This window comes from Filimonas effusa, assembly GCF_004118675.1.
GTDB classification, from domain to species: domain Bacteria; phylum Bacteroidota; class Bacteroidia; order Chitinophagales; family Chitinophagaceae; genus Filimonas; species Filimonas effusa.
The window spans coordinates 2,489,108-2,508,812 of sequence record NZ_SDHZ01000001.1; the positions used below are offsets into that span (position 1 = coordinate 2,489,108).

10 protein-coding genes are annotated in these 19,705 nt (G+C 46.4%); 1 reads left to right on the plus strand and 9 read right to left on the minus strand.

Going from position 1 to position 19,705, the window contains the following annotated elements; all coding sequences use genetic code 11:
* Window positions 1-3: 3 nt before the first annotated feature.
* Window positions 4-3,567, minus strand: coding sequence for a SusC/RagA family TonB-linked outer membrane protein (locus ESB13_RS09275; protein ID WP_129002704.1), 3,564 nt, complete (start codon window positions 3,565-3,567; stop codon window positions 4-6).
* 129 nt (window positions 3,568-3,696) lie between these two features.
* Window positions 3,697-4,872 carry a FecR family protein gene (locus ESB13_RS09280; RefSeq protein WP_129002705.1) on the minus strand — a complete coding sequence of 392 codons (1,176 nt, stop codon included), beginning with the start codon at window positions 4,870-4,872 and terminating at the stop codon, window positions 3,697-3,699.
* A gap of 296 nt (window positions 4,873-5,168) precedes the next feature.
* Here ESB13_RS09280 and ESB13_RS09285 point away from each other — a divergent pair, with 296 nt between their 5' ends.
* Window positions 5,169-5,675, plus strand: a complete 507-nt coding sequence (locus ESB13_RS09285; RefSeq protein WP_129002706.1) for a DUF6169 family protein — start codon at window positions 5,169-5,171, stop codon at window positions 5,673-5,675.
* Window positions 5,676-5,697: 22 nt separating this feature from the next.
* Here ESB13_RS09285 and ESB13_RS09290 read toward each other — a convergent pair whose 3' ends face one another.
* The 7 genes from ESB13_RS09290 to ESB13_RS09320 all read right to left on the minus strand — a co-directional run bounded on the left by ESB13_RS09290 (window position 5,698) and on the right by ESB13_RS09320 (window position 19,648).
* On the minus strand, window positions 5,698-6,288 hold the full coding sequence (locus tag ESB13_RS09290) for an RNA polymerase sigma factor (protein ID WP_164974153.1): 591 nt from the start codon (window positions 6,286-6,288) through the stop codon (window positions 5,698-5,700).
* A gap of 205 nt (window positions 6,289-6,493) precedes the next feature.
* Window positions 6,494-8,770, minus strand: coding sequence for an FAD-dependent oxidoreductase (locus ESB13_RS09295; RefSeq protein ID WP_129002708.1), 2,277 nt, complete (start codon window positions 8,768-8,770; stop codon window positions 6,494-6,496).
* A 19-nt stretch (window positions 8,771-8,789) separates the two neighbouring features.
* Window positions 8,790-10,829: a glycoside hydrolase family 2 protein gene (locus ESB13_RS09300; RefSeq protein WP_129002709.1), complete on the minus strand. Its 2,040-nt coding sequence runs from the start codon at window positions 10,827-10,829 to the stop codon at window positions 8,790-8,792.
* Window positions 10,830-10,846: 17 nt separating this feature from the next.
* A complete protein-coding gene (locus tag ESB13_RS09305; protein ID WP_129002710.1) occupies window positions 10,847-13,687 on the minus strand; it encodes a hypothetical protein in 2,841 nt (946 codons plus the stop codon).
* 7 nt (window positions 13,688-13,694) lie between these two features.
* On the minus strand, window positions 13,695-15,494 hold the full coding sequence (locus ESB13_RS09310; protein ID WP_164974154.1) for a glycoside hydrolase family 97 protein: 1,800 nt from the start codon (window positions 15,492-15,494) through the stop codon (window positions 13,695-13,697).
* Between the two features lie 174 nt (window positions 15,495-15,668).
* The gene (locus ESB13_RS09315) at window positions 15,669-18,167 is read right to left on the minus strand and encodes a beta-glucosidase (RefSeq protein ID WP_129002712.1); all 2,499 of its coding nucleotides are present in this window, start codon (window positions 18,165-18,167) and stop codon (window positions 15,669-15,671) included.
* A gap of 41 nt (window positions 18,168-18,208) precedes the next feature.
* Window positions 18,209-19,648 (minus strand): SGNH/GDSL hydrolase family protein, encoded by a 1,440-nt coding sequence (locus tag ESB13_RS09320; protein ID WP_129002713.1) that lies wholly within the window; start codon window positions 19,646-19,648, stop codon window positions 18,209-18,211.
* Window positions 19,649-19,705 lie beyond the last annotated feature (57 nt).

Here is a 19,705-nt window from a genome sequence, read left to right on the forward strand (position 1 = left end):
ATGTTACAATCCAATGTTGATACCTGCAAGGAATCGGCGGGGCATAGAGCTGTAAATACCCGCGCCACCATAAATATTCGACGCAGAAGTACCTATAACAGCGCCTTCAGGATCTGACGCGTATAACTCTCTTGAATTGACTACTGCCAGGTTATCGACGCTGACATAAATATTCACCGATTTCATCCTGGCCCGGTTCACCAGCGCCGAAGGCAGATCGTAGGCCAGGCGCACGTTACGTAACCGCAGGTAACTTGCATCCTGTATCAGCAGTGAAGAACTGATATTGGTAGCGCCACGCTCCGAAAACGCCAGGTCATAGTAATTGGGATAGTTGGCGCGTGTATCGCCGGGGCCGCTCCAGAAACGGATCGCATCGTTAGGCTGAATACCATTCTGGCCATAGGTCCAGGTATTGGGGGAAATGAAATTGCGTACCCCGTTGTTGAAGATCTTGTTGCCGTAAACGAAATTGAGCAGAACCGAAAGGGTAAACCCTTTATAACGGAAAGTATTGGTCATACCACCAAAGAAAGTAGGCGTAGCCGACCCCATGGAACGAAAGCCTCTCAATCCATCCTGCTTCACCAATGGAATACTATCCACCAATTGAATGCTCTTATCGGCCATTACCCTCTCAAACAGCGGACGACCGTTATTAGGATTTACACCCGCATATTTGATCGCCTTCAGTGAATTGATATCTTCTCCTACATAACGATAATAAGCCCTGGAAAAACCATCGATCAGCGAATCCCCATAAAGTTTGGTAAGCCTGTTCGAGTTGAAGCTGATATTAAAATCAGTAGTCCAACTGAAATTGCGCGACTGGATATTGGTGGTAGACAAAAGGATATCAATACCCCTGTTGCGCAGTTCGCCTACATTCCTGATCTGGGAAAGGCTGCCCTGGTAAGTAGGCAGGGTAACGGTTTGCAGAAGCCCCTTGCTAAGCCTGTTATAAACATCTACGGTAAGATTGATCCTGTCCCAGAAACCAATATCGAAACCAACGTTGGTAGTATAAGTTGTCTCCCAGGTAATTTCATTGTTAGCCAGGCGCTGAATGGCCGCCCCTACCGTACTTGTATTGTCATATCCATAAGCAGTACTTTCCTGGAATGTAGTAAAGTTCAGGAAGTCTGCCCCCGCTTCACGTCCCGAAGTACCATAAGAAGCCCTGAGCTTGAGATTCGTTATAGCCCTGGCATTGGCCATAAACTGCTCCTTACCCAAAAGCCAGGCGCCGCTTACAGAGTAAAAGGTGCCATACCTGTTGAGTTTGCCGAAGTTGCTGGACGCATCACGGCGTAAAGAAACAGAACCAAAGTATTTTCCCTTATAGTTATCATTGATTTCAGAGAACATAGAGAAAGAAGCCCTTTCTAATGTAGCCGGGGAAGAAGGAGGTATTGGTAACCCGCTTCTCACGTAGATCCAGGCCGAAGTCCCCGAGCCATAATTAAGGAAAGCACCCAGGTTGCGCTCACCGGGATAAGGGGTATTGTAACCCGAAACGGAAATGCTTTCTGTTTTGGTTTTACCATACTCCTGTCCAACCAATGCCGACACCTGGTGATCACCAAAACGCTTGTTAAATGAAAGCAGGTTCGATGTCAGCATGTAATTTGTCTTGGTATCAGTCAGGTACAACTCACCGTTCATGTAAACAGGCCCCGTAGAAGGTCCGTTATACTTGCCCCTGTAAGTACGCGGGTCACGATAAGTGTTCACGTTATTGTAGATATACTGGTAAGTATTTGTCGACTGAACAGACAACCACGGTGTAATCGCATACTTGATAACGCCGGTTCCCAGGTAACTCTGCCTGCTCGTGATAGCCGTATTCAGCTCATGACGGTAAAGCGGGTTACTGTACCAGCCCAATATTCTCGGCCCCGTTGCGGAATAAGTATAGTTGGGAATGGAATCAGCCATTTGTCCGTCGGCTTTATAAGGACTTACCCAGGGCTGCAGTACATACGACTGGTTTTCCCCGCTCGACGCAGTGTATTTATCGACAATCACATTGGTACTGATGCCTACAGATAGTTTGTTGCTTACCTTCTGGTCTATATTGAGACGGATAGACTTCCTGTCGAGACGGTCATCCAGCAAAGTACCATCCTGTTTCAGCCAGTTCACAGAACCATAGAAGCGGGTTTTATCATTACCGCTCGTGAGAGACAGGTTCACATCACTTTGTTTGCCGTCGGGAAACAACCCATCATTGCTCCAGTCGTAATTGGTATTTCTTTCCGCTTCGGTAAAAGTGCGGGTAGTATTGAAATAATTCGAAAACGAACCATACCGCGATTGTAACGATGGTGTTCCATTGTACAACGCCTGCATGTATTTCTCGATATGAGTGGTAGCCTGCGCTGTATTCATGTAATTGATCAGGCGGTTGTTCTGCACCTTGCCATAATTCATATTCACATTCACGGACAGCTTACCTGGTGTGCCTCTGCGCGTGGTAACCAACAGTACACCCTGCGCTGCACGGGAACCATAGATGGCAGTAGAAGCAGCATCTTTCAGTAAAGTAACCGACTCTATATCTGTAGCATCAACAATATCCTGCAGGTTATCTGCCGTTGTGATAACGCCATCCAGTACAATGAGAGGACCAAAATTGGTATTGCTGGCATCAGGCAAACTTGCCTGCCCGCGCATGATCACCTGGCCACGGTTGGCCACACTGCCATTGCTGGTTCCTGCCTCTACAATATAAAGACCTGCAGCTTTACCTTTCAGCATCGCCAATGTATTGGCAGTGGAAACGCCTTTACGGATATCATCACCCGACAACGATTGAACGGAGCCGGTGATCTCACTTACTTTTTTAGTAGAATAACCCGTGATCACCAGTTCGGTCAGTTTCGTTTCCTGCGGCTGCAACATAACGCGTAACCGCTGGGATTGCGCACTCACCTTTAATTCCACGGTATTAAAACCTATATAGGAAATAGTGATGGTAGCAACACCCGAAAAGTAGGGCAACTTGAATTCCCCTTTCTCATTGGTCTGTGTATAGATTTTAGGACGTGTAATTCCCGTTGGCCCTCCCGGGGGAAAGCTAACCATAACGGAAGCGCCTGCTACTGCTGCTCCTTTATCATCAACCACTACACCACCAACAAGCTCCGCCGGAGGCGGAGCAGCCACCCACTCCATATTCAACTGCTGCGCAGCACGCTCCTTCGACTTGATGACAATGGTATTATCGAAGATGAGATACGTCAGTGGCTTCCCCTTCAGGCAAAGCTGCAATACCTGCTCCAGCGAGGCATTGCGGACATTCACATCTACATTGCCGGCTTGTTTCAACAATTCAAAATTGTAAACAAAATCGTAGGGCATCTGTTGCTGTATCTGCCTAAAAACCTTTTGCAGCGATACATTCTTTTCTGACAGGGAAATCGTCTGGGCATTCCCCCTGGCGGCCACCTGCAGGCACGCAGCAAGGATCAAGAAAATAGTCAACCTCATAATCAGCAGCATTTGCTTTACACGGATACGGATGCCGGCAGCAGGATGCCGCCGGGCATTAGCCTTAAAAATCATAACTTCGGATAGTTTTGGTTAAATAATTAAGCTGTCTTCCTGATGGTTTTAATAAGCTTACCGGAACATTCCGCCGCTCCGTCTCTCACCACGGGGCGGTTTTTTGTTTACGGTAACCTGTTGCAAAATTTATGATGATGGATACACGTCAATTCTTTTATTGTTTACTTCAAAACGGGCCGCACCCGCCGTTTCCAATACTTTCAGCAACTGCGACAACGGCACCGACCGTGCCACCGATCCACCGATACGGTTAGGTACATCGCCATGAAACACCACTTCCACATCGTACCAGTTTGCGATCTGCCGCATGATGGTCTTCATGCTGGTAGCTTCGCCAAACATGAACTTACCCTTCTTCCAGGCTATTTCCTCCTCTACGTCTACATCCCCCGCCAGCCTGATATCTGCCGCTGCCCTTGCCTGCTGTCCCGGTTGCAATAACAGGCTCTGACCAGCTGTAGCCACCTTTACCCTTCCGTTCACTAAGGTGGTGCGTATGGCTGGCTCGTTGTCATAAGCCATAATATTAAAAGAGGTGCCCAATACAGCAACTTCCATTTTATTCACCTTTACCTTGAACGGCATAGACTGTTGCGGCGCTATTTCAAAAAAAGCTTCCCCCGTTAATTCCACCACCCTTTCGCTTCCATTGAATACAGTAGGATAAGTAAGCGATGAAGCCGCGTTAAGCCATACTTTACTGCCGTCCGGTAATACAAGACTAAACTCGCCGCCACGCGGCGTTTTCATGGTATTATACTGAACCGGTGCATTTCCGTCTCCGGCCTTATATATCAGCAAGCCATTTTGTTTGCTTACATCGGAAACGCCCTGCTGCGCCAGCAGACCGTTATGAGCGCTGTCAAGTACAATAACACTGCCATCGGCCAGCGTAAGCGTTGCCTTATTCCCACCTGGTGCCACTTCACTCGCGGCAGCCTGTAATGGCTTTTTCGCTTTATCTGCCGGCAACCATAACCAGGTGCCAACCGCCAATAGCAGCAGCACAGCCGCCACAGCCAGGCTACGCTGAAGCCTGCGGGTAGAGTTCACTTGTTTTGCGGGTAAAGGAATAGCCAGCTTGCGAAAAAGCTCCTCTGTAGCACCGGTAGTATCATAAGTACGCATTTTCTCCACTTCACGGATGAGCCCGGAACGATCCTGCAACTTTTGCATAAGTACTTCACTCCCCGGATGCAATTGACGCCAGGCCTCCAGATCCTGCTGTTCCTGGGGCGACAAAGGCTCTTTTTCCCTCAGTTTATGCAGCAACAGGGCTATATAAATGGCAGTTTCAGACATAAAGTACAGTTAGTATAATAAGCATACACCACCCGGCAGAAAAAGACCCCCTTGGTTTTAAATAAAAGATGAACCATCGCCTCACATATCAAATTTCACAAGTACTTTTCCCCTCCCCCATTTCCCCCAGTTCATTTTTTATTACGAATTTTAGACCATGAACACCACAAATAAAAATAGCCCCAAAGCTCAAAAAGCTTCTTCCAATCCTTTCATAAAAGCATTGGAAGACAAAAAGAAGATCGCTGCTGCCGTGCAGCATGGTATAGATTTGTCCACTCTTAAGGGTATCAAATTTGTCAAGCCGATATAATCTGGCTGAAGACGGTCTAACTTATAAATTCACCACCGCCTCCGGCGACTTGTACATAGCCTATTTCACCGAATTTATTCTTACAACGAAAGATGGCGGGGAGCTTTGCATCCCAATGTTTGGCTTTGAAAGAAAAAGCCAGCACCTCCTACAAGAGTCCAGAATGCATTTTGATGAAAAAGTGAAAAACACACTTCAACATCTCATCAGGGAATTTTTCAGGCTCAATCCGGATAAGGGTGTCGTATATATATGCTCACAGGATGGCGGGAAACAAAGAGCCCGGCATGTGACTTTCTCCCGATGGTTTAATGATTTAGGTGACGCATATGCCAAGTACGACTCACCCGAAGAATACAACGAGAATACTTTCTATAGCTCATTGATCCTTCTCAATGCAAACGCAGAAAAGGAACAATATATCGATGCTTTCTTTCATACAATCGAAATATGGATGGGACATGAAGCTGCCCGAAAAAACACCGGCTAAACAGTAGGTGATACTGATTCTTTTATTTAGTTATCAATGGCAGCAGCAGCAACAGCAGCTTGGGATCTTGCGCGAATTTGGTTCTGAGGGCTACAAGTGATTTGTATTTCTGCTTCTTGACAGCTTTGACATTCATATTAAGCTGTACTGCAATTTCACTCACCGTCAACCCCTGTTCATAACTCAGGAAAAAGATCTCCTGCATTTTAGGAGACATAGTGCGCACTTCGTTATATATAAGTGCTATAGATTCAGCCAGAACAATATTATTGAAAGTTCCATCCTCTTCATCCGGAACAAGGCCCTGTGCATTACGGTGCCTGTCTTCCAGGCGCTTATTATCCCGTATCCAGTTGAGACAGGCATTTTTGGTAACTGTAAAAAGAAAGGATTTCAGGCCCGCCAGTGTGTCGAACCGGCGATTGGAATGCCAGAGTTTAATAAATGTTTCCTGCACAATATCCTTGGCGAGAGATACATCGGGCAAAAAGCCCCCTGCAAAATGACACAATACCGGGAAATAAGTCTCGAATAACATTTGCAGGGCAGCACCTTCCTTTTGAAAAAGCCTATCGAGAAACTCCTGCTCAGAAATGGAATACGAATCAGACAAACCGGGATTATTGTTTTTACAATAATACTGATTTCGGAACAGAATGCAGCTACCTGCTCCATTTACACTACGAAACAGACGGTATAGAAACATGCACCTGCAAAGCAAACTCCTGCGAAACAGGCATAGCCAAGCACCGTCTCTCTCATAAAACAGGCGCAACCTATTGGCCGCGCCTGCACTAATTCAATCATATTACGATGGGTTAAAATACCCGTACACTAAATATGGCCGCCGGGACATTACTACCGGGATGTTCAGCCTCGATCACAAGCCTGGTTGTAGCTACAGGCTGTGCCAGTTCAATAATATTCACAGTCTGGTAATTATCTTTTTTAGCATAAAGAACATTCCCCTTGTCATCCTTCACTGTATAATTACGAACACAGAAAGGCATCACCGCTTCGGGATGCGACATCAATACAGATTCCATCGGGTGATCATAGTCTGTATCAAAGAAAAGATGGATCTGTTTCACCTGCTGCGGTGTATCCCATTCTATAGCAAGCGTAGGTTGCTGATCGTTCCAGTCTGCTACCCAGGCATTGGGCTGCGTAGTAGGCCGGTCAACACCATTGGCGATATTTACCGCTTCAAAACCTGTAATACCTTCCGGGTATTTAAAGGCGATGTTCTGCCCTGCCGGACGCCGTTGCGGGCACCAGAACTCAAAAGCATCCACTCCTATTTCTTCAGGCGGGGTTTGCTTACCGTAGTTGGATACCGCTTTGTTTACGCCATTGAATACGGACAACACACCTGTCACCCTTTTTTCTGTAAAATGTAATTGTACTTCAGGATTCTTCAGGAAAGTAATAAAAGCATAGCCCTGCTCTTTCAGTTGTTCTTCAAAAACTACCTGTATACAATTCCTGCCGGGTGTGATAGCTATTTGTTTACGCGCTATTGTTACATCCGGTGTATAGTTGCCATTTTTGCTGCTGATCCTTAATTCCAGCTCCAGTGTGGTATCTACTTCCGACTGGGCATGAAAAACAAAAGGTGCTACTCTTCCCTGCTGTAAAGGCAACATCTGTGCTACCGAAATATCCAGCGGCTTCAGCAGCTTTTGTTCCGGCAATTCAGTAAGCACCAGTTCGCTTGAGGCAGATATACGTGCCGAAGAAACAAGATCATTTTTGTCGCTAAAAGTCAGCCCGGGAATATGCTGTCCTGTTTTCAACAGCCTTTGCTGCAATTCGGAGATATGCCCTTCCTTCAGCAATGCTGCGGGCAGTATTTGCTTTTCTTTACAAACCGCAGCGGCCATACCAACTGCCTGGGCGCCATGTGCGGCAGTAGCCATTACCCGTGTAGATCCAAAAGCTACGTGTGAAGCACTGATGATACGTCCCGCCAGGAAGAGGTTGGTAATATTCCGGCTATACATGCTGCGGTAAGGAATACCATAAATACCCTTGCTATGCCACTGATTACACCCCGGCTTTTCGCTGAACACGCCATCTGCCGGATGCAGGTCGATAGACCATCCTCCAAAAGCAACAGCATCATCATGAACACGCTGCTCTACCACATCCTGCTGCCTGATGATATAATCACCTTCAAAACGGCGGCTTTCTCTTTTACCGGGAATGGTTCCTACCCATTCCAATGTAAGGTTCTCCGCTTCAGGAAAATTGCCCGAGTTTTTAATATGGTTCCATACGCCATAAACCACCTTCCATAATTCCCACTTGATCTTTTCTGTATCATGAACAGTATCGAGCCTTCCGCCGTATTCTATCCACCAGAGACGACAACCAAAGTCCTTGGCATTAAAGGTTTTGAAGCGGGGAATACGTGTAATATCGTCAAGTGCAAACGATGGTGGCACAAACTTCACAGGTTTGCCGGTATCTTTGCTATAGAAATACATGGTATGCCCCAGCAGTTCACCATATTCTTTTGAAGGAGCAAACAACTCACCGAACTCATCCTTGCTTTCAGCACCCATACGAAACGCAGCACCCGCCAGGAAACCAACAACGCCATCGCCGGAAGCATCACAAAACAAAGGCGCTTTCAGCGTATATTCTGTCTGGTTCTGGCTACAGAATGCTTTCAGCGACGAAATAGTATCTGCATCGCTTTTTGCCACTTCATAAACTGCCGTATTCAGCAATAAGGTGATATTCGGCTCCGACATTACCTTATCCAGCAATACGGCATCAAAGATCAATGGATTGCCTTCCGGGTTACGATACATATTCTCTACCAGTATTTCATCAACCACGCCACCTTCGCGTGACCAGCGGTTATTATTACCCATGTGAGAGGTGGCACCAAGGATCCATAACCGCACTTCACTGCTGGAATTCCCTCCCAATACGGGCCGGTCCTGCACTATCACCACCTTCAAACCCTGCCTCGCTGCAGTAATAGCACCGCAAACGCCTGAGAGCCCACCGCCTGTTATCACCAGGTCCGCTTCGTACGTCACACCGGGAAAAGCTCTCAGCGTTGTTGTTTCTGACTTTATCATTTTCGTATAGGTTAATACTTTAGTATATTTTATTTAGTATGGTAAAACCACCCGGTTTTACCAGCGCTATTTTTAGTTTGCCTTGCAGTTGGTCTGCTATCGTTACTTCTGCCGAAGCACCTGGTTCCAGGTCGGGAATAGCCGCCTCATGGTTATCGCTGCGTAACGTATAACCTTTCATGGCATAGGCAGGAAAATCATTGCGGGCAGTTACCCTTAAAACGGCTTTGCCATTTTCTCTTTTCAGGAGGGTGATGGTGGCTGGTGCAAACTGCTCCTGCCATTCATAATACATACCGCGCGGTTCACGCTCCGGCGTTATCAGCCCCCATGATCTGTACCCGTTCGTATCGGTACCTGGATAACGGCTCAGGTAATCGTTAAAGCTCCACGCAGCAGCCCCCACCACATAGTTGCAACTACGGATCGATTTCATGGCATCTCTGAGGTAATTCACCCTCGCCTCATCAGTTTGCCCAAGTGTAGCACGCATCCCGAACTCCGATAGAAAAACAGGCTTATCAGGATAGACTTCGTGAATATGATTCAGCAACTTCAGATGATCCCCATAAATATTAGTGCTTATAAAGTCTACATACATAGAAGCTTCATCTTCCGGTTGATGAATAAAATCACGCCACACATAATAACTGGCGAAAGTGATCAGCCTGGTGCTATCGATAGTTTTATACCAGTCGCGCATATCCTTTACCCAGGCCTTGGCCTCGGGGGTGTTGGAAGGAAATTCATTGCCCATGCTATAAGCGATAACGGAAGGATGATTCCAGTCGCGGCGGATCATTTCTTTAGCCTGTGATTGATACTTTGCCCTCATCAGCGGATCGGCCATTTGTTTGGGTGTCATTTGCCAGTTACCCGCTTCAGTGATAATAAGCATACCGTGTTTATCGGCCCAGTCCAGGACAAAAGAAGATACCGGATGGTGTGCAATACGGGAAAATTCCATACCGCCATTCTTCATAAGGGTAAGATCTTTTATCAGAATACTGTCGGGATCAAGCGATCCGAACCTGGGATAATCTGTTGGCCTGTTGGCGCCACCCAGTTTCAACGGCTTACCATTCAATGTCAGCTGCGTTCCTTTTACCTCCAGTTTCCTGATACCGAAGTTTTGAGATACCGAATCCCCACCTGCAGTTACTGCTACCCGGTAAAGTGCCGGACTATCGAAGCTCCATAGCTTTACCATACCAGCCGGCATGGCCGATTTTAATGTAACAACATAACCTGATGCCACAGACTGCGTTCCGGCATTTTTGAAAACAACAGGATACTGCTTACCCGAACCTTCATCAAAGACCTCAGCCTTCAGCGATTCAGCAATACTTATGGCTGTTTGCCCAAACACTTCCGGTTTGCCATTTTCTACAAATACTTTCAACGTTATATCAGCCGTACCTTTTTTAAGGTCAGGTACGGCACTGACAAATACATTTTCGATAAAAACAGCAGGACGGATAATAAGCTGTACAGGCCTGATAATACCACCATAGTTCATCCAGGGATAAAGCTGCCCGTAATTAGGCCGGTGGTTGGGATCAAAGGTTTTACTGCCTGGCAGGGTAGTAGAATCCCAACTGTTATCGATCGATACAATAAGCCTGTTCTTTTCCCGGAGCAACGATGTTACTTCCAGTTCAAAGGGTGTATAACCACCTTCATGCGCACCAACAGGTTTACCATTAAGCCATGCTTTTGTTTTATAGAAAGCCGCATCAAATTTTATAAAAGCCCGCTCACCTTGTTTCAAAGCGGCAGCATCAAATGATTTAAAATACCAGGTATTACCAGTATAGAAGAAATAACGTTTATCAACGGAAAAACAATGCGGCACTGTCACCTTATCAAGCTCGTTGACAGGAAAATCGCTATCAAGCCAGCCCTCCCGCTCTCCTACATAAAAGGGATCCAGCGCAAAACGCCATTCACCGTTAAGAGACACATGCTGACGGCCGGGCGCGGGCGGCTGTGCAACAGTGATTTCGTGTACTGCCAGTAGCAGCAGGACCGATAAAATGCTATGATTAACTGCTTTCATAATTTTAGCATTGGGTGTTATCTCTGTTTTTTTAAGGAGTTGCCAAGTTCTATTTCTGCCGAGTTTATAATACGACCATCTCTTGCTGTTAATTCCAGTGAAAAGCGGACAGCACCAGACAAGGTCACAGGTACCGTAAACTCAAATGGATAGCTGCTCTTCAGCACTTCTGTTTTCCTGCCTTCCGCATCTGTGCAGGTAAGTTTCGCCTGCTTCCATTTATTGTCATCGTCTTCCAGGAATACATATAACCTGCGGGAATAGGTTCCAAGCTTAAAAAGCAGCGCTTTAGCGTTCCCTTCAGGTATGGAAACAAAGTCGGTACTATTATCGCCGGTATTGGCCAGTATTTGTTGCTGGAAGGCTGCATCGATCTGCACCTTGTTTATCTCAACAGCCGCGATGCCGTTGGCCGGAACCGTTACTGTAAAGCTGCTGTCTTTCAAACCAGATGCCGCTCCGGCATAAGCCTTCAGCACACTGCCGCTGGCAAGTCCTGCCAGGGAAGGGTTTACCGTAACCCGGGTCGTTACTTCATCAGCAGATTGATTGGTAAAAGCCAGCAACAGTTTACCAGGTGTGCGCGCTGCTATATAATTCAATTCTACATTATCGATATTCAGCAAACGTTTGGGCATCCATAACTGCGCTTCTCTTTCATCATAGAACTTACCTTTTGCAGCGCCATACATTTTATTCTGCAGGTAAGCATACCCCTCAATATATTCACTGGGAAAGTTGATAGCGCCATTACTGCGGGCAAACGCATCCGATACCAGGTAATCCAGCAGCATGGAAGCCATTGGCAGTATATGGTTATAGTGAAATGAATTCACGCTTTGGTCGGTATGTTCATGCAGTGGAAAATCAGCCTTTTCGTAAGCTGTTGTTCTTTCTGTATTGATATGATAACCGGGAAAATTCCGGTACCTGCCTATAATGGCCGCCTTTGCCACATTCACAAGGAAACTATCTTTTGAATAGTAACCAATACGCAGCATCCATGGTGCATAATTCGACATCATGATAGCACGGTGACCGGTAGAGGTACCAGATGATTCCGGAGTAAGCCCCATTTCCGATAAACGCCAGGCGGGAGCCTGCTCTTCGGGATAATACATTTGTTTATGCCCTTTCGACTTCAGGTACCAGTACATAGGCGCTTTACCGCCTTTATTCACTGTAATAAGACTATCAGGAATGGCGGGCGCCATCCAGGTGAACATGGTATAATATCTTGCCCCTTCACGTGCTGCATCCAGGAAAGCAGTATCGCCTGTAAGCTCATACAGTTCCAGGAATTCTATCCAATGATTGGTATAGGTAGGCCAAAAGAAATGGCTGCCGTTTAACGGATCCTGGAAAGCCGTCTGCTTTTTATATACCCGCTGTTTCAGGTATTGTTTGGCCTTGGCAACAGCAGCAGTAAGATATTTTTTATCACTGGTAGCCTTGTACAGGAACATCGCATTCATCCAGCTGTTACCTATTTCATTATCGTCGAGGTTACGTGTACGGGAAGAACTGAACTCCTTTTCTGCAAGTGAAGTATAAAAGCTATTGTGTTTGCCAAATACATTGTATAAAGCCCCCAGCTCAGAAAGCGGCGCTATAGGCCCTTTCAACTTACGCGAAGGAGATTGGATCTTTTGCGTGCTATCCAGGCTAAACAGGAACTTCTCCCTCGAAAGCATAAACTCCATCAACGGATAAGCTCTCTTTTCAAACATGGTAGTATCGTTCCTTACAATAGCCAGTTCAAGCGGGTTTAAACTCGAAACATTCTTTACAGCCCCCGGCACATCCGTAGAATAAGCACATCCTTTTAAACTATCCACGAACCAGGCATAATGTGAAAGCGAATAGTCAACCATGTTATCCAGTGCCGTATTCAAAGAAGCGATATCATTATGCCGGTAGTTTTTAAAACCAAACACGTTTTCAGCGATATACTGGTAGGTAGCCGAAACAGAAGCAGATTGCACCACCAGGCTAAAAGAAAATGTAAATGGCTTGCCGGCCTTCATTTCAGACAAGTAACCTCCCTGGATAGGAGCAAACAGCTGTGGCTGCAATTGATGCCGGTTGTTCAGTAACGCCACTCCAAACCTGCTGTTGGTAAGCAGCGGAAGCGGCTGAAAGGGCAGGTATTCCGGGGAAGCCAGTACGCCAATGGTACTCTTACCATCATTCACCATGGTGGTAGGCAGTGTAGCCATAAAAGCAGGCGTAAGATAAGGTTGATCAGGTGTGCGCTTTTCCGTCCATATAAGCGGCTGCCATGATTCGGCTGTGGCTTCTTTTTCAAAAGCAGGAGCCCCGGTATAACCTATACTATAAAAGCCATTACGTTTGGGAACAAAAGAATACTGCAATACAGGATAAGGTTTTGCTGCAAGAAGCACCCATGCTTTCAATGAAAAAGCTTTGGATGCAGGAAACACCAGGAAAGCAGTATCTCCCTTCACCTGGATAGCGGAAGCGATAATATCGGTACGTGTACCACTGTTAAAAACATTGGCAGTGCGCATTTCGGCCTTCGTACGTAAGATCCTGTCATCAAAGCCATCACCGGCTACAGAAGCGTTTACTTTTTTCTGTTTAAAATCAGCCCTGGAAGAATCAGCAGTTTTCCAGGTAAGCAGGTTGTACACCACCTTGCGAATCCCCCCGGGTTTCAATGCCATGGCAGGATCGCTTGTATTATACAATACAGTGAACGATGGCAAAAAACGATAGTCCCGTCCCCCGGATGAAATGGTAATGTATTTACTGCCGGCAGTTACCCGCTGGGCATTACCAGCAAAAGGTATAAGTGCTGTCAGTAAAGCAAAGAAGGCAATACGTTGTGCAATCATGATACGTTTAATTTCTTTTAACCGCTATGACCAATCCTCCTGCCGGGGGTAAGACAAAAGACTGTACACGGGATGGCTGAATCGTTATATTATTTACAGTAAAAACGCTGTTTAAGCTGGACTTTTTCAGCCCCTTAACGTTATCCGAAACTACCACTGCCTGGTATTTCGTCCCGGCTTTCAGAAAGCCGGGGTTCAGGTTGAAAGCAACGGCACTATCGGTTCCGTTTATAGCGGCAACATACCAGTCATCTCCTTTTCTCCTGGCAAAAGCTGCTAGTCTGCCAATACTACTTCCTGGTAATACAATGGTTTCGTCCCAGGTAACAGGCAATGAACGCAGCAACGGAAGAACAGGTGCATATGCCGGGTTGTTCAGCAGTGTCAGTGGATTTTCGGCCATACACTGAAACGGCGAATTGAACAAGTACAATAACGCCAACTGATGTGTATCAGTAGTTGATCCTTTATTACTGAAGAACCCCGGCGTATAATCTCCATGTCCGCATATGAATCTTGTAAAAGGTAGCGCTGCATTATGCCAGGCCGGAATAGGTTCATTCATGATATTAAGCTCCATTCCCCTGATACCTTCGCGGGTAAGCTCATTAGGATAAGTCCTGCTTTCGCCGGTGGGGGCCTGGCAGCCATGGAAATTTACCATTAGCTTTCTCCGTGCTGCCGCGCGTAAAAGCGCCTCTTCAAAAGCTATCAACGGCATGGCTTCACTATTCATGAAATCGGTTTTGACACCGGCAACGCCTGCCATGGCAAGACTATCGAGAAAAGCCTCCCGTACTATACTGTCACGCAATTCATTCGAGTGTTTCCACACCCACAACTTTACATTTTTACCGGCAGCATATAACACCAGCGCTTTCAATTGCTGCCATTTTTGAGGCCAGGCTGTTTCCCATCCCTCATCAAGCAAGCTATAGTTGAAATGAAGCAAAGCCGCAGCATCGATCATTTTCATTTCGGATGCAGGTTGCATATAAGAGGCGTCTTTGGTAATCCAGCTCCAGACAGCTTTTCCCGGTACGATATAAGATTGGTCGGCAAACAACGTCGTATCGGGAGCAGGATTAAGTTGTTCTATAAGATGATTGTTCACCAGGCTGTTAAGATCTTCTGCAAACAACAATACGCGCCAGGGTGAAACCAGCGGACCATTTACATCAAACCCCTTATCCCCCTCTGTAAAATTCACCTGCAGTTTTCCCTTATGCGCCAGTAAACGCATGCCACTATAGTTATATAAAGCAGCCTCGCTGAGCAACAGGTACTGTCCCGAGGGATAAACAAACAAGAGCGGCTTACCCTGAACCGGTCCCTGTACAGAAACCTTATCCAGCTGCTGCAACGTTGTTTGCATCCAAAGCCCTGCATAAGACTGCAGTTTCCATTTATTGTTTCTTTCAAAGAACCAGACAGCCGGGTTTCCCGCAGGAACAAAACCAGTTGTTTCTTCTGTGATATGCGCGTTTACAATTGCCGGAGCCAGGTATCGGAAGGCCAGACCATTATCGTAAATATGAAATTCAATATTATAATTGCTGTTGTGTTCAGTCACTGCCACCACGAACCTTGTTCCTTTGTTCTGAACATTTAAACCACCCGATGCCGACAAAACGATGGAGGCCACCTGTTCGCCAAGTGTCGCCCCATTTACTTTCATACCGAGCGGCGATGGCGCCAGCAACGTTTGGGTGCCCGTATGTAGCTTATAAAACAACTTCCCGTTTTCAACCGAGACAACAGCTTTCAGTTTTTTACCGGGACTGTTCATCACAATCTCTTCTGCCATCGAAATCCGGCAAACCAGTAACAGGAATATGATGAAACAATAGCGCATAAAACACAGGCAAACAATACCGTTAAGAATTTTATCAAATGTAGGGCGCCACTAATGACCGGACCACTGTCAGCAATGCAAAAAGAGAATGGGAGCATTCCCAATTTACGGGAACATTCCCATTTTTTATGGAATCAGTATCCTGCTTTTCAGGTGAATAGCAGCGGAAGAACTGCCTACCAGTAAATCGAAGCTGCCGGCATCATATCCGAACCGCTTAACCGCTGTTTTATAGTAAGAAAAAGCAGCAGCATCCAACTCCATCGTCACCTGCCGGGATTCTCCTTTTTTCAGGAAGACTTTCGAAAATCCTTTCAATTCTTTATCAGGACGGGATACAGGACATTGTACATCCCTGACATAAAGCTGTGCCACTTCGGCTCCATCACAATTACCGGTATTCTTCAATGTAAAGCTCAGCTTCACACGAGGTTTACCGGGCGTACCCGTAACAACTGTCTTTATATTGCTGTAGCTGAAGCTTGTATAAGACAATCCAAAGCCAAAAGGAAACTGCGGAGTCACTTTTTTCGAATCATAATACCGGTACCCCAGGAAAAGCCCTTCCCTGTAAGCGACCCTTTTAGAACCGGCAGAATCATAGTAGTTATGATACACAGGATTGTCCTTCCATTCCTTTTCGAAAGAAACAGGCAGTTTGCCGCTTGGATTGGTTTTACCAAAAAGTATTTCGGCGATAGCAGTGCCACCCTCCTGCCCTGCATACCAGGTATGCAGTAAACCAGGCACCTCATTGATCCATTGCTGCATATAAGCATTACCACCCGCATTCAATAACACGATGGTATTGGGATTGGCTTTCACAATAGCTTTTACGAGGCTATCCTGGTGCAGCGGCAATTCAAAACTGCGATCATTGCTTTCTCTTTCGCTGCTTTCGTTGAAGCCGATACATACAATTGCTGCATCTGCATTTTTCGCCGCTGCTATAGCCGGGGCAAAATCCAGTTTATTCTCCTGCCATGCCAGGTTAATATCTACCGGGTGAACATTGGCGAAGTATTCAAGCCGGATATCATATTCTTTACCGGCTTCAAAAGAAACAACAGCTTCACGCGTGGTAATGCCCTGGTCACGCCAGGCATCGATCACCCGCTCCTTATTGATAAAGAGACGAAAACCGTCGAACCCTCTTACCGTAAACTTATAACTTGTAGTCTTCCCAGGCCGCACAACACCTGTCCACCGCATGGAACAATGATCGAAAGGTATGCCCTGATTCTCCGCAGCAATATGCCAGCCATTGTTGATACTTACAACAGAATCGGTTTGTGTAAATACCGGCTCCCCTTGCAATTTAATATTATTAAAGTATTCTCCTTTCAGACCTCTTGTCTGCGATCCCGGTGCAGTATAAAACACCGACTGAGCCACCAGGTCAGGTAAGGTGGGCAGGCCCGCCGTATAGGTAGCCTTCACCTGTTGCGCAACAGCACCTATGCCTTGCAGTACCGATACAGAATGAAAAGGGAAAGTATAGGAACTACCGCCACCCGAAATATATGCATTGGCATTAGGCCCTATCACAGCAAGCCGCTTTATCTTATTTTCATAGAGTGGAAGGATCTTATTTTCATTCTTTAGTAATACGACACCACCCCTTGCCAGTTCCAAAGCAGTTTTAGCAGCATCCGGGTTATCTAAGGGAATAGAAGTATCGAGTTGTTTGTTATCAAAGAAGCCGAAGCGAAAAATGACACGCAGTATACGTTTCACCTTATCATCGATAACAGCCATTTTAACCTGTCCGTTCTGTAAAGCGCGCAACAACGTATCCTTCGTCATAAAACGCGCCCTTGGCATTTCCAGGTCAAGCCCTCCATTGGCCGCACCAACACCACTGTAAGTAGAAGACCAATCCGACATCACAAAGCCATCAAATCCCCAGTCGCCTTTCAGTATCTCATTATTCAGATGATGATTTTGCGTGGTATATACCCCGTTAAGCGGGTTATAACTATTCATTATTGAACCTGCTTTTGCCTCCTGCACTGCCGCTTTGAATGCCGGCAGGTAAATCTCCTGCAAAGTGCGTTCATCGATATCTGAGCTTACATTGTTTCTGTCCCATTCCTGGTTGTTGCCGGCAAAATGTTTTACGGTAGCCACTACATGTTCATCTTGTAATCCTTTTACATAGGCCACTCCCATCCGGGCAGTAAGAAACGGATCTTCACTGAAATATTCGAAGTTGCGACCGCACATAGGCGCACGAATAATATTTACACCAGGAGCCAGCAACACATGAACCCCACGCGCACGGGAATCGCGCCCCAGTTGTTTTCCAAGCTGATATACCAGTGCAGTATCCCAGGTAGCGGCGGATAAAATACTCGCCGGATAGGCGGTTGATTTGCCATCTTTATGCGTACCCACCGGCCCATCCGTTAATTTAATCTCCGGCAAGCCCAGCCGTTCTATTCCGCGGATATAGAATCCTTTGTATCCACCTATATAGTCTATCTTCTCTTCTGTTGTCATCTTTGACAGCAGGTCGTTCACCCTGGCTTCCACACTTGCTTTCGTTTTTTTATAAACCTGGCTGAAGGCAGCAGAAGTCATCATCAAAAACACAGCAGCTATGGCAATTGTAATTCTCTTCATCCTATTTGAATTATGTTACGTACTAATGTGCCGTGCAGGCATCATTTACTTGTTGCTACAGGTTTTGATGTAGCAGGTGGCAAGGGTGTTCCCCTCAACAAGATCTTTCCCAGGTAAAAAACTGTTTGATCATATTTACCGGGATTGGCGGTAATGTCCTCCAGCTGCTTAGGCCCCAGGATAGCCCGCTTATCCGACTTCAGCGGAGAGATGGTAATAGTTACTTCGTGTTCTCCATCAGGTACCTGTATCAGCTCATATTGCCCCCTGTAACGGTTGTTGCAATAACTATTGAAAAGATCGGCAACACCGGCCCCTCCGGCACTCACTTTTTTCAGGCGATAGCCGCTGGCAGCAATAGTTTGCAGCTTTACAGGTTTACCATCTACGGCAAAGGCAAGCTGCCCTACTTCAGGGCCGCCGATATCGAAGAAGCCGAATACAGTGCCTTTAAACCGGAAAGAAAAAGAAGCGCCGGGTACACTGCCTTTCATGATATAAGGAAACCAGCCGGCAAACTGTTTCAGGCCGGAAGTTGCGGTTGTTACCTTTGTCCATTTTTGATCAAAGCTGGCGATAGTTAACGGATCAATCATAACACCATCTTCCCAGTTATCAGTAATCAACGGGGCAGGCAGAGCATGCGGCGCAGCAACAACAGCTTTATTCATTTTAATGAAAGCCCGCGCAATAGCTGCCGCATAAAGATTGCCGCCTGCATGCAAGGGATGAATACCATCATTCGAAAAAACAATCCTGCCATTGGCAGTATCGGCAGCTCCCTTCCAGATAAGTTTCCCCTCCTTTTCGAGTTGAGCAGCCTCCATACCCATATGAACGGAAGGCAGCTTATAATATTCAGCAACCTTTTCAAGCCCCTCTATATTAGACGGAATGCTGTTTTGCTGATAGGCTGTCGTTTGACCATTGGCAAGCGTATAAATAAAACAAATATCAATATTCGGATTGAAGCGGATGATCTGCCTTACAATACCCTCCATGCCGGGCGCATAAGCCCCGTTGACGGCAAACTCAACAAAAACCAGGTCGGGACTATATTTCAGTAATTGTTCATGAATACGGCATGCTGCCAGATCGGTACCCGTACCGGAGACGCCTGCATTCAGCCAGGTTTTCTTTATACCGGGGAACATACTGCTGATAAACTTTGCCGACTGCGGCCGGTAGCAAAATGCCCCTTGTGTAATACTCCCACCGATATAACCTATGGTAACCGGTTTACCGGCTTTTAACTTAGTAAGAAAATTAGGTAATCCGCCACGCACATTACATTCCTTTGCATCAAAGAAGTGGCCGGGCTCAACAGAGGGCACTTCCTTTGTATCGGGATTAAAGTACAAAGGAGAAGCATCTGCCTGGGAGGCGGCGATAAGACGCTTCTCTTCTTCAGACTGGGCGTTTACCCGTACCGAATTCATAAGACCGCCCATACAGGCAATAAAGAGCATCCATCTTTTCATAATACATCCGGTTTATTGATCCTTCCATACGACAACAACTGCCGGAGGAAGTTTATC

Coding starts and splice junctions, on each gene's coding strand:
- ESB13_RS09275 (WP_129002704.1), bottom strand. CDS start 3,567: ATGATTTTTAAGGCTAATGCCCGGCGGCATCCTGCTGCCGGCATCCGT.
- ESB13_RS09280 (WP_129002705.1), bottom strand. CDS start 4,872: ATGTCTGAAACTGCCATTTATATAGCCCTGTTGCTGCATAAACTGAGG.
- ESB13_RS09295 (WP_129002708.1), bottom strand. CDS start 8,770: ATGATAAAGTCAGAAACAACAACGCTGAGAGCTTTTCCCGGTGTGACG.
- ESB13_RS09300 (WP_129002709.1), bottom strand. CDS start 10,829: ATGAAAGCAGTTAATCATAGCATTTTATCGGTCCTGCTGCTACTGGCA.
- ESB13_RS09305 (WP_129002710.1), bottom strand. CDS start 13,687: ATGATTGCACAACGTATTGCCTTCTTTGCTTTACTGACAGCACTTATA.
- ESB13_RS09310 (WP_164974154.1), bottom strand. CDS start 15,494: ATGGCAGAAGAGATTGTGATGAACAGTCCCGGTAAAAAACTGAAAGCT.
- ESB13_RS09315 (WP_129002712.1), bottom strand. CDS start 18,167: ATGAAGAGAATTACAATTGCCATAGCTGCTGTGTTTTTGATGATGACT.
- ESB13_RS09320 (WP_129002713.1), bottom strand. CDS start 19,648: ATGAAAAGATGGATGCTCTTTATTGCCTGTATGGGCGGTCTTATGAAT.